This is a genomic window from uncultured Porphyromonas sp., assembly GCF_938039215.1.
Taxonomy (GTDB): Bacteria; Bacteroidota; Bacteroidia; order Bacteroidales; family Porphyromonadaceae; genus Porphyromonas.
In genome coordinates this window covers 22,999-35,289 of record NZ_CALHVI010000054.1, presented here as the reverse complement: position 1 = coordinate 35,289, position 12,291 = coordinate 22,999, and the positions used below count along the sequence as shown (strand labels likewise).

9 protein-coding genes are annotated in these 12,291 nt (G+C 56.8%); 5 read left to right on the top strand and 4 right to left on the bottom strand.

The features are described 5' to 3' along the window. Positions 1–238: 238 nt before the first annotated feature. The 3 genes from Q0336_RS07270 (at position 239) to Q0336_RS07260 (ending at position 3,482) form a co-directional block, all read left to right on the top strand. Positions 239–1,342, top strand: coding sequence for a DUF4876 domain-containing protein (locus tag Q0336_RS07270; protein ID WP_298527194.1), 1,104 nt, complete (start codon positions 239–241; stop codon positions 1,340–1,342). 307 nt (positions 1,343–1,649) lie between these two features. Next, entirely contained in the window at positions 1,650–2,873 is a 1,224-nt protein-coding gene (locus Q0336_RS07265) for a cysteine desulfurase (RefSeq protein WP_298527191.1), read from the top strand. Between the two features lie 6 nt (positions 2,874–2,879). Then, on the top strand, positions 2,880–3,482 hold the full coding sequence (locus Q0336_RS07260) for a ribonuclease HII (RefSeq protein ID WP_298527189.1): 603 nt from the start codon (positions 2,880–2,882) through the stop codon (positions 3,480–3,482). 122 nt (positions 3,483–3,604) lie between these two features. Here the strand turns inward: Q0336_RS07260 and Q0336_RS07255 are convergent, their stop codons facing one another. Beyond that, entirely contained in the window at positions 3,605–4,843 is a 1,239-nt protein-coding gene (locus Q0336_RS07255) for a pitrilysin family protein (protein WP_298527186.1), read from the bottom strand. A gap of 260 nt (positions 4,844–5,103) precedes the next feature. On the opposite strand from Q0336_RS07255, the gene Q0336_RS07250 reads away from it, so the two are divergent. Continuing rightward, positions 5,104–6,048: an NAD-dependent epimerase/dehydratase family protein gene (locus Q0336_RS07250; RefSeq protein WP_298527183.1), complete on the top strand. Its 945-nt coding sequence runs from the start codon at positions 5,104–5,106 to the stop codon at positions 6,046–6,048. 54 nt (positions 6,049–6,102) lie between these two features. Beyond that, positions 6,103–7,293, top strand: coding sequence for a glycine C-acetyltransferase (gene kbl, locus Q0336_RS07245; RefSeq protein ID WP_298527180.1), 1,191 nt, complete (start codon positions 6,103–6,105; stop codon positions 7,291–7,293). Between the two features lie 561 nt (positions 7,294–7,854). Here kbl and Q0336_RS07240 read toward each other — a convergent pair. The 3 genes from Q0336_RS07240 to rho all read right to left on the bottom strand — a co-directional run bounded on the left by Q0336_RS07240 (position 7,855) and on the right by rho (position 12,141). Further along, complete coding sequence (locus Q0336_RS07240; RefSeq protein WP_298527177.1) at positions 7,855–9,516, bottom strand: C69 family dipeptidase; 1,662 nt, start codon at positions 9,514–9,516, stop codon at positions 7,855–7,857. Positions 9,517–9,661: 145 nt separating this feature from the next. Next, on the bottom strand, positions 9,662–10,162 hold the full coding sequence (locus tag Q0336_RS07235; protein WP_298527173.1) for a flavodoxin: 501 nt from the start codon (positions 10,160–10,162) through the stop codon (positions 9,662–9,664). A gap of 86 nt (positions 10,163–10,248) precedes the next feature. Then, a complete protein-coding gene (rho, locus tag Q0336_RS07230) occupies positions 10,249–12,141 on the bottom strand; it encodes a transcription termination factor Rho (protein ID WP_298527170.1) in 1,893 nt (630 codons plus the stop codon). Positions 12,142–12,291 lie beyond the last annotated feature (150 nt).

Genomic DNA, 12,291 nt, shown 5'->3' with positions numbered 1-12,291 from the left:
CGATAATTCGCAAGTGGGACGGGAAGAAGTTCGTCGATGACAACAACTCCACCAGCGACTTCATGGTACAAGCTGCTTCGCTCCGCTTCAAGAAGGGTACTCCCCTAAGCAAGTAATCAGCCCTTTGGGCTTCTCCCTCCTTATTAACCCTCTTAGACAGCCTTGCCCCCACACACACTAATGTTCGTGGGGGCTTAGGCTTCGTCTAACCCTTTTCAATGAATAGATTCACGTAGCTATGCGCTCGTATATACATCGTCTTACTCTAGCTATACTCTTCCTCTCGGGGATCGTGGCCTGCACTCGCAACGAGGCTCCACGCCGACGATCCAATTCCCGCTCCTCCGTCGATCACTTGATCATCAAGGAGGTCTTCTACATCGGGCACGTTGTCACCAAGAGTTTCCCCGAAGAGTGGGGACTTGCCCCCGTGAAGTCGTGGTACGAAGATGACCAGTACATCACGATATACAACCCGACTTCCGAAGTCAAGTACCTCGACGGCCATGCCCTCTGCACCACGGCTCTTGACCCCTCAGACGAACGTACCTTCGCAGGTAAGGAGGACTTCCGTCGTAAGTACATCGGGGTAGAAGCTATCTCCTTCTTCCCTGGTAGCGGGAAGGAGCATCCCATCCAACCAGGGCAGACGGTCGTCATCGCCAAATATGCGATTGACCACGCTAAGGAGTACTTCATCCGACTCAACAAGCAGGCAGAGGAGTACGGCGAAGAACCCGAAGACCCCAAGCGCTACAAGGGTGTGGATGATCTCCTTGACCTCACCAAGGCCGATTGGGAGTGGACGCACGGCGACTACGACAAGCAGGGGATGAACAATCCCAATGTCCCCGACCTCGTCCCCATCCTCACTGGTGTAGACAGCAAGGGGAAGAAGTACTCCGACTTCGCCATCAAGCAACTCTCGGGGCAGAATGGCATTGTACTCATCCAGCTCCCCTGGACTCCAGAGGACTTCCGTGAGAACTATCAGGATACCAAGGAGCGACCAGGCTACCGCCATTACATCAATGTCACCAATAGCCTCTTTGCCGACTTCTATGCGATCGAGATCCCCTTCTCTAAGGCTCTGGACTGCATCACCGTCTGCCCCAAGCGACGCTACAAGATCAACCCCTACAAGAATACATTCGACAGGGGCTACAATGCCGTCACTGAGGAGGCGGCTAAGAACACGCCGAAGAGTGACTGGCAGAAGTATTCGGGTCTCTCCCTCGCCCGTAAGTGGGACGGGAAGAAGTTCGTCGATGACAACAATTCCACCAGTGACTTCGAGGTTCGTCCTGCTTCACTAGCTCGTCCGACGACTCCCAAGAAGTAGCTTCCACCCAACGCATCTATAGCCAATCGCCCCCTAAGACCGCATGCGTCTTAGGGGGCGATTGGCTATTGATTTACCCCCCTCCAGAGGCGCTCCAGAGGGGTAGCTTGAGGGAGGTAAAAACGACCTGCAGTAGGTCGTCGAAAAAACCTACTGTAGGTCGCCTCACCGACCCACAGTAGGTCGCAAGGACGACCTACCGTAGGTTCCTTGGCAGGGGGTCAAGAATGTACTACCGCCGCATTCATAGCTAAGCACCCGTTATTGCGTACTTTTGTAAACGAATATATTAGCGTACTCCCCAATCATGGAATCTTTAGAAGCGATAAGAAACGAATTCCCTATACTTAGCCAAGAGGTCTATGGCAAGCCCTTGGTCTATCTGGATAATGCGGCGACGACCCAAAAGCCCCGCTGTGTCATCCAGACTATCGAAGCCGCCTACTACGAAGCGAATGCCAACGTCCATCGGGGTGTCCACTACCTGAGCCAGCTCGCTACGGAGCACCACGAGGCCGCCCGACGGAGCGTCGCCTCCTTCATCGGTGCCCCTTCTCCCGAAGGGCTCATCTTCACCCGTGGGACGACAGAGGCGATCAACCTCGTAGCCTTCTCTGCCGGAGAAGCCTTCTTCCTCAAGCCTGGTGATGAAGTGCTCATCAGCACCATGGAGCACCACTCCAATATCGTCCCTTGGCAACTGATGTGCGCCCGCCGAGGCGCTCGACTTCGAGTCATCCCGCTGACCCCCCTTGGGGAGCTGGATATGGATGCCTACCGCAGTCTCCTCTCTGAGCGTACCCGCCTCGTCTCGATCGCCCATGTCAGCAATGTCCTCGGCACGGTCAATCCCGTGAAGGAGGTCACTCGTCTAGCGCACGAAGCTGGGGCACTGGTCCTGCTGGATGGAGCACAGGCCATCGCCCACACCCCCGTCGATGTGGAGGAGATCGGTACGGACTTCTACGCCTTCAGCGCACACAAGATCTACGGTCCTACGGGTATCGGTGCGCTCTACGGCCGTCCCGAGCTTCTCGATCAGATGCCCCCCTACATGGGAGGCGGAGAGATGATCGAGAAGGTGACCTTCGAGAAGACGACCTATAATAGCCTTCCATTTAAGTTCGAGGCGGGCACCCCTGACTATGTCGGATCAAGGGCCTTCGCCGTGGCACTCGACTTCGTGCGACAGATCGGGCTGGAGGCCATCGCTCAGCACGAAGAGGAGCTCCTCGCCTACGCTACGGAACGACTACGGAGGGAATTCCCCGAGAGCTTCGTCTTCGGCGAAGCCCCAGGCAAGGGGGGGATCCTCTCCTTCGGCATAGGGCAGATCCACCCCTTCGACCTCGGCACGCTCCTCGACCGCATGGGCATCGCCATCCGCACGGGGCATCACTGCGCCGAGCCTCTACTCGCTGCCTACGGGCATCAAGCCATCGCCCGAGCCTCCTTCGCCCTATACAATACCCGTGAGGAGGTCGATCGCTTCTTCGAAGCCCTCCATCGGGTCGTCCCCATGCTCAGCTAGAGTGAGATGAGCACGTCGAAGAAGCCTACCCCGCTGGCCTCCTGCTGGAGTGAAGAGCCCCTCATGGAGTGTGGCTGTGACGAAGCGGGCCGAGGCTGTCTTGCGGGCCCTGTCGTAGCAGCAGCTGTGATCCTACCCGAGCACTTCTCCCACCCGCTACTCAACGACTCGAAGCAGCTCACCGAGAAGCAACGGGAGGCACTCCGCCCCATCATCGAGAGCGAAGCCCTCGCATGGGGAGTCGGGATCGTCTCCAGTGAAGAGATCGACGAGATCAACATCCTCCATGCCTCCTTCCGAGCGATGCACCGAGCGATCAACGATCTTGTCTTCCGCCCCGAGCTGCTACTCATCGACGGCAATCGCTTCGATCCCTATCCCGACATCCCCCACGTCTGCGTCGTCAAGGGAGATGCCCACTTCACCAGCATCGCCGCAGCCTCCATCCTCGCCAAGACCCACAGAGATGAGCTCATGCTCGCTCTGGAGGAGAAGTATCCTGGCTATGGACTTGCTGGGCATAAGGGCTACCCTACGCCCGCCCACCGAGAGGCGATCGCTCGCCTTGGGGCTTCACCCATCCACCGACGCTCCTTCCGCCTCACCTAAGCGAAGGGGGCATACATAGATCATAGAAGGGGGCATTCATGGGTCGGTCGACCGACCCATGAATGCCCCCCTCTTGTACCCCATGAATGGGTCGCTTCGGGGGACTATGATAGTCCCCTCCCCTAGCGGTAGATGAGCGTGTGGAAGTTCGCTCGCTGGAAGAGCTCCCGTGCCGTCTCATAGAGCCCCTCGGGAGTCAAGGTAGCTAGTCGCTCTGAGAGCTCTTCATCAGTATCGAAGTGCCCCGTATGGAGGAAGCTCTTGCCCATGGTGAGGAAGTGCTGCTCCTTATTGTCCGAGGCAACGAGGAGTTGCCCCCGTGTCTGACGCAGAGCTGCCGTGAGTTCGGCCGCCGTCAGCGGTTCCTTCGCTAGGCGCTCCAGCTCACGATAGACGAGCTCCATAGCTTCGGCCTCCGCTCGGTGGGACGAACCGAAATAGATGGAGAAGAGCCCTGCATCCGTATGCGGGGTATAGCTGCACTCGACATGGTAGACCAAGCCTCGCTTCTCCCGAAGCTCCATATTCAGCCGTGCATTCATCCCATTCCCGCCGAGGATATTGGCTAGCAGGCTGAGCCCGAGCCTTCGCTTATCAAAGAGGTCAAAGGCAGGGCAACCCATCAGGACGTGGCTCTGAGCCGTACCTCGCCGACGCACTACATGCCTTGCCTCTGTGCGATAGTTGGGGCTAGAGCTAGCCCCTTCGGTCTTCCCTTCCCCTTCCTTTGCCTCCTCGGGGAAAGCTCGGGAAGCATACTTCTCAAGTAGCTCCATAGATACCGCTCCTTGGGCGAAGAGCACCATCCGCTCGGGGCGGTAATGCCGCTGGTAGAAGCGTCGCTGATGCTCTGTGGTGATGCGCCCCACCGAAGCCTCTGTCCCTAGGATCGCATGCCCCAGCGGATGGGGGCGAAAGACCTGATCCTCGAACTCATCGAAGATCAGCTCCGAGGGGCTATCCTCATACGAATGGATCTCATCTAGGATCACCTCCTGCTCCTTCGCCCACTCCTCCTCGGGGAAGCGACTATGCCGAGCGATGTCCAGCAGTACGGCGAGCGAACGCCGAGCATAGACCGAAGGGCAGACGGCATAGAGCATCGTCTCCTCCTTCGTCGTGAAGGCATTGAGCTCCGCACCGACAGCCTCCATACGCTCGATGAGCTGAGGGGCAGAGCGCAGTCGTGTCCCCTTGAAGAGCATGTGCTCGATGCTATGCGAGAGGCCGTGGAAGCGTAGAGACTCATCCCGTGAGCCCACACGCACCCCGAGTCCGAGATAGCTGACCGTAGCTTCGGGCTCCTCTGCTAAGATGATCCTGAGTCCCGAGGCTAAGGTAGAGGTCTGATAATGGCGCATTTCCTAAAAAAACTATGATTGTAGGCACAAAGGTATATAGACTCTTTCGTCTAGCCTAGTAGAGCCTAGAGAGCTTGCATACAAGGGCTTAGATGAGGGCCTTCCGTGAACTATTTCCCCATTCAACGAGAATAGCTACATTTACCGCATAGTAAAGGGCATTTGTACGCACTATATTAGGTATTCCTCGCACCTGCAGCGTCTACAGAAGATACCCTGCTCGGCGAGACATCGCACGATAAACACGAGTAAAAAGAGGTATGAAAAACATCCTTATCATCGGCTCTACAGGGCAGATTGGCACCGAGCTAGCATTGACGCTCCGCCGTATCTACCCCGTGGTCGTGGCAGGGTACATCCCTGCAGCTCCTCCCAAAGGGGAACTCCTGGAGACAGGCCCCTGCGAAGTGGTAGACATCACCAATCCTCAGCAAATCACCGAGATCGTCCACCGCTACAAGATCGACACCATCTACAATCTGGCTGCTCTGCTGAGTGCCGTAGCCGAAGCCAAGCCCCAGCTAGCCTGGCATATCGGAGTAGGTGGACTCTTCAATGTCCTTGAGGTAGCTCGTGAGACAGGCTGCGCCGTCTTCACCCCCAGCTCCATTGGCTCCTTCGGCCCCGAGACCCCCCATGACATGACACCCCAAGACACCATCCAGCGCCCCAAGACAATGTATGGTGTGACGAAGGTCACCGGCGAGCTCCTCAGCGATTACTATCAGAAGCGCTTCGGAGTCGATACCCGCTCCGTCCGCTTCCCAGGCCTTATATCTAATGTAGCCCCTCCAGGAGGTGGCACTACCGACTACGCTGTAGATATCTACTATGCCGCTGTACGTACGGGGCACTTCGCTTGCCCTCTGCGCCCCGGCACCTATATGGATATGATGTACATGCCCGATGCCCTACGTGCCTGCATCGAGCTGATGGAAGCCGATCCCAGTCGCCTCATCCATCGCAACTCCTTCAACGTGACCTCGATGAGCTTCGACCCCGAAGGGATCGCTGCCTCTATCCGAGAGCTTATCCCAGACTTCCAGATGACCTACGAGCTCGATCCGCTGCGCCAGAGCATCGCCGACTCGTGGCCCAATTCGCTGGACGACAGCTGCGCTCGCAGTGAATGGGACTGGAAGCCCGAATATGACTTGCCCGCCATGACTCGAGACATGATCGAGACCATCCGTCGCAAGGGCTAGGCTCGCAAGCTCCCACCCTACCGCAAGCAAGTTCACTAGACCATACACAAGACTATGTTTAAGAACATGAAGAAGTTCCTCGCCGAGGAACTCAAGGCCATCGATGAGGCTGGGCTCTACAAACGGGAGCGCATCATCATCACCCCTCAGACCGCTGACATCAAGATCAGCACGGGGCAGGAAGTGATCAACTTCTGCGCCAACAATTACCTCGGGCTATCCGACCATCCTCGCCTAGTGAAGGCAGCGAAGGAAGCTATGGATGCACGAGGCTTCGGGATGAGCTCCGTCCGCTTCATCTGCGGGACGCAAGACATCCACAAGGAGCTCGAGCAAGCCATCGCTCGCTACTTCCACACCGAAGACACGATCCTCTATGCCGCCTGCTTCGACGCTAATGGTGGGATCTTCGAGCCCCTATTCGGCCCCGAAGATGCGATCATCAGCGATGCGCTCAATCACGCCTCGATCATCGACGGCGTGCGTCTGTGTAAGGCACAGCGCTACCGCTATGAGAACGCTAATATGGCAGACCTCGAGCGAGTGCTCCAAGAGGCGCAGTCTGCACGCTTCCGCATCATCGTCACCGACGGGGTCTTCTCCATGGACGGCAACGTCGCTCCGATGGACAAGATCTGCGACCTAGCGGAGAAGTACGACGCACTGGTGATGGTAGACGAATGTCACTCGGCAGGGGTCGTCGGGCGGACGGGTAGAGGTGTCGCCGAGCAGTTCGACTGCTACGGACGCATCGACCTACACACCGGTACGCTCGGCAAGGCCTTCGGTGGTGCCATCGGCGGCTTCACCACAGGTCCGAAGGAGATCATCGACATGCTCCGCCAGCGCTCTCGCCCCTATCTCTTCAGCAACTCCATCCCTCCTGCCGTCGTTGGCGCTGGGCTTGAAGTCTTCAAGATGCTCGAAGAGAGCGATGCCCTGCACACCAAGCTGATGGAGAATGTCGAGTACTTCCGTGACAAGATGCTCGCTGCTGGCTTCGACATCAAGCCCACCCAGTCAGCCATCTGCGCCGTGATGCTCTACGACGCTAAGCTCTCGCAGGAGTACGCCGCTCGCCTGCTGGAAGAAGGGATCTACGTCACGGGCTTCTACTACCCCGTCGTCCCCAAGGGCCAAGCACGTATCCGAGTCCAGCTCTCTGCCGCTCACGAACGTCACCACCTCGACAAGGCGATCGCCGCCTTCATCAAGGTCGGCCGTGAACTCGGTGCACTGAAGTAGCTCTTTTCCTCCGCTCCGACGGAGCCCCAAGAAGGATCGTCCACGGACTTCCCCACGCTCGGTGGTGGGGGTCCGTGGGCGATCTGTTTTATCGCTCTTCGAAGGCGGTGAAATTTCTGTACGTACGAAAATATTTTTTCTTACGTACGGAAATAAATTTTCGTACGTAAGGAAATTTATCGCCGTACGTACAAAAAATTCCTTCCCTTCGAATGAAGGTTTTTTGCCGTGCGCAAGGAAAAGAAATTCCGTATATGCGAAAATAAATTTCCTTATATACGGAAATATTTTTTCGCATATGCGGAAATTTATTTTCGCATATACGGAATTTTCCCGCCGTTCGAAGCCCGTGGGAATGCGGGGCCTGAGGCGGGACAAAAGAGCGGGCAACGACGCTCATTCGCCTTAGGGTGGGCAGTCCTATTTCTTAGGATGGGAAGAGGGAGACAGTCGCGGGCCGTAAGGACGAAATACGAGGAGCTTCCCCCTTCTTCATAAAAAGCTTCGCCCCCGCACTCCGAAGAGCACGGGGGCGAAGAGCCTAATGAGAAAGAGCGGAGATTACTTATCCTTCTTGGGGACCTCGAGGTGCTGGGCCTCGCCGCTCTTAGCGACCTGATCGTAGTAATCCTGGCTGTAACCGGGGAAGTTGGGCATGACGATCTGGCCGTAGCCATTCTCTTCGAACTTGCCATCCTTCTCCTTCTTGACGTTGCCGTCCATGTACTTGACGAGGAGGTATTCGCCGAGCTGCTTCCAGCGTGCGGTGGTCTCGTTGGCTACCTTGCCACAGAGCTGGGTGAGGTAAGCCGAAGCCTTCGCTGGATCCGCCTTGTAGAGCTCCTGTGCACGAGCATCCGCTTCCTTGACGAGGCCGGTGTAGCTGTCCTCAAGTGCCTTCTGAACAGGGCGAATATCCCGAATCATGGGCTCGTAGCGGTGGTAAGCCATGTTCGCTACCCAGTTGTGGATCCAGAAGGCCGAAGTCCAGCTGAACTCGGTCATACTGCCGTTGCCTCTGCGGTAGCATTCGGGGATCTCCGTGATGGATGCGTACATCGGGGTGAGTACGGCCGTATTGGCATCGTCCACGCCGAACCAAAGGATCCCGCCGATAGCGTCGGGAAGCCAGTTACGCATCTGAGCGATCAGGACGAAGCCCGTCTGCTGGGTGGCGATGGCACGCTCGTTGAAGTATTCTCGGCCTTCGCTCTTGAAGGTCATGGGTCGCCAGCGGTAAGGCACCTTGTAAGCGCCCGCCCCGGGGTCGTTGGTCATCGAGAGTTCGGTGCCTTCGTAGTGATTGCGCATGCCCTCACGGACATCTGCTAGGCTTACCTTGCGGTCGGGGATGATGTACAGAGGCATGGGCTCTTCCGAGGCATCGCCCATGATGTGCTTCTTATACTTGTCCATGCCCTTGTCGAAGGTGCGGAAGAAGCTCCATACTCGAGCTTCGCAAGCACGTAGCCCGCTGAAGTCGTAGGGATTGTACGCCTTCTGGAAGTCGAAGTCCTTGTCCTTGCCCTTGAACCATCCGTTCTCACGAGCGACCTTCACCACGTCCTTCTCGTACATGCAGTTCTCCTTGTCGCCGAAGGGGATCTTGTGAATGCGTGCTTGGTTAGCGTGGGCAGCGATGGCGTTGTCAGGGATGCGGATAGCCACCCAAGTAGCGCCCTTCTTGTTAGGCCCCTTGCCGATGAGCTCCATGATCCATACCTCGTTCTTATCGGCGATGGTGAAGGATTCCCCAGAGCTGTGGTAGCCGTAGTCACGGACGAGATCCGTCATGATACGGATGGCTTCACGGGCGCTCGTCGAGCGCTGAAGAGCTACGTAGATGAGGCTCCCGTAGTCCATGATGCCCTGAGGATCGTGGAGCTCCTTGCGTCCGCCCCAAGTACTCTCGGTGATGGCGACCTGATGCTCGTTCATATTGCCCACGACGTTGTACGTGACGGGAGCCTGAGGGATATACCCGAGGGGCTTACCCGTATCCCACTCGTGGATCTGGAGCATAAGCCCCTTGCCCCACGCCTTGGCAGGATAGTGGACGAGGTCACCGTAGAGCGTGTGTGAGTCGGCCGAATAGCTGATCATGACGGAGCCGTCGACCGAAGCCTTCTTGCCCACGATCAAGTCGGAGCAAGCCTCTGCAGACGGAGTAGCCCAGCCCATCAGAGCCAGAGCGAAGCCTGCGAGGAGTGTAGTTTGCTTCATAGTGTATTTGATATTGAATGGAAAATAGCTAGGTAATAGCTGAGTGATTACTACAGCCTAAAGATACAAAAAGTTGCCCTTCGGCTCTCCTTCCCATGAGGGAGGAGGAGTCGGAGGGCAACTTCCTTTAGATGGGGGTACGCTTCTAGAGCTCAGGCTGGATGAGAGCGACCCACTTCTCGATACGTTCGTCGGTGAGGTCGGACTGGTTAGCTTCGTCGATGCAGAGACCGATGAGCTTACCATCCTGCTCAGTCTGGGTAGCATCGTAGCTGTAGCCTTCGGGCTCATAAGCACCGATGAAGGAGCAACCCGTACCTGCTAGACCTTCGTAGATCTTGAAGATAGCTTCGCAGAAGCTGTCGGGATAGCTGTCAGCGTCACCGCAACCGAAGAGAGCGACCTTCTTGCCAGCGAGGTCCTGCTCAGCGAGCTTGGGGAGGAAGTCTTCCCAGTCGTCCTGCAGGTCACCCAGACCCCAAGTAGAAGAGCCGAGGAGGAGGACATCGAAGCCAGCGACATCAGCAGCGTCAGCGCTTGCTACATCGAATACGTTTGCTTCTGCACCGAGGGCCTTAGCCAGGCGCTGAGCTACCTCAGAGGTGGAGCCAGTAGAGGAGCCATAGAAAATACCGATCTTGCTCATTGTGCGATAGGATATTTTTGTGTTAGTAGTAATTGAGTTTCCGATACAAAGATAAGAGAAGTCTTGGACTAACGTGCAAGCCGAGACTAGCTATTCACTTCGGCGAAGAATTCCTCATTGTCACGGGTACGTAGCATGAGGTTCTTGACGTTCTCCATTGCTTCGATAGGATTCATCTCAGAGAGCACCTTACGCACGGACCACATACGTGTCTGCGTGGTCTGATCCTGCAGGAGGTCGTCACGGCGCGTGCTGCTAGCGACGAGGTCGACAGCAGGATAGATACGCTTATTTGCCAGACGACGGTCGAGCTGTAGCTCCATATTACCCGTACCCTTAAATTCTTCGAAGATGACATCGTCCATCTTAGAGCCCGTCTCCTGAAGAGCGGTAGCAAGGATCGTCAGGCTACCACCGCCACGGATATTACGGGCAGCACCGAAGAAGCGCTTAGGCTTCTGCAGGGCATTGGCATCGACCCCACCAGAGAGCACCTTACCCGAGGCGGGCTGTACCGTATTGTAGGCACGAGCCAGACGGGTGATGGAGTCAAGGAGGATGACAACATCCTGACCGCTCTCGACCATACGCTTAGCCTTGTTGAGGACGATCTCAGCGATCTTGACATGGCGATCTGCAGGCTCGTCGAAGGTCGAAGCGATGACTTCGGCATTGACGCTGGTAGCCATATCGGTGACTTCTTCGGGCCGCTCATCGATCAGCAGGATGATCATATAGACCTCGGGGTGATTAGCTGCGATCGCATTGGCGATATTCTTCAGAAGCATGGTCTTCCCCGTCTTGGGCTGGGCGACGATGAGTCCACGCTGCCCCTTACCGATGGGAGCGAAGAGGTCGACGATGCGCATAGCGATCTTGTCCTGGACGGCAGGGTTATTGGGCGAATCCAGATGGAACTTCTCATCGGGGAAGATCGGTGTCAGATGATCGAAGGGCACTCGGTCACGCATCTCGGACGGAGTGCGCCCATTGACACGGGTGATCTTGTCGAAGGGGAAGTACTTATCGCCATCCTGTGGAGGACGGATGAAGCCCTCGACGAGGTCTCCTGGACGGAGGCTCCACTGGCGGATCTGCTGTGCCGAGAGATAGATATCATCGGGCGAAGGCAGATAGTTGTAGTCAGCTGAGCGAAGGAAGCCGTAGCCATCGGGGAGGATCTCCAGCACCCCGATGCACTCGAGGATCCCAGAGAAGTTGAATTCCTGTGGCTGTACACGTGTCGTAGCCTTCGCAGCTGGCTGCTTAGCTGGCTGGGGTTGCTCGGGCTGAGGCTGCTGACGCACCTTAGGCTGAGGCTGGGTCTGAGGCGTAGAGAAGGTAGGCAGGACTTGATCCAGCACCGACTTACTGTCCTTATGACGGAAGACGATGCGCCCAGGGCTTACTGGGGCAGGAGCTTCGGCGCCCTCGGTCTCGGCTGCGGGTTCGGTGCTCGAAGCCGCTACGGGCTCTGCTGCGGGGACACGAGGCTGAGCCTCCTTGGTCTTGACGGGTGCAGGGCTAGAGCTACGAGCCTCACGAATGGGCTTCTGAGTCTTAGGCTCTTCCACGGGAAGGTGTTCGGGGTCAGCTTCCTGACTCTCCGAGGCCTTCGCTACGGCAGAGATGGCCTGCTGGCGAGCAAGGAGCTCTGCCTTGCTGGGACGACCACGCTTGCGCTTGGGTGCTTCGGCTTCAGATGAAGAAGAAGCATCTTCGGCAGCTGGCTCAGCAGCTTCAGCAGAAGGAGCATCGTCTTCCGAAGGAGCTTCGGAGCTAGAGCTTTTGCGAGGGCGGCCAGGCTTACGCTTGACGGCGGAAGTCTCAGCCACTGTGACGGCCTGCTGATCGAGGATCTCATAGATCAGTTCACGCTTATCGGGGAAAGAGTCAGCGGAGAACCCGATCTCACGAGCGATCTCACGGAGCTCCTCCAAGCTTTTGTTGGAGAGCTCGGTTATATTATATCGTTGCATAAGAGTTTGTATTTTGTGCGATCCTAGATATTCGGGCTAGCCCTCCGGTTCGGGAGGATACCATCAAGCCCCACAACTCGAAGCTACAGGAGCTTCAGGAAGCAGATAGGATCTTGTATCAAATGTTAGCTAAGAAGAAAGTTCGTCAGA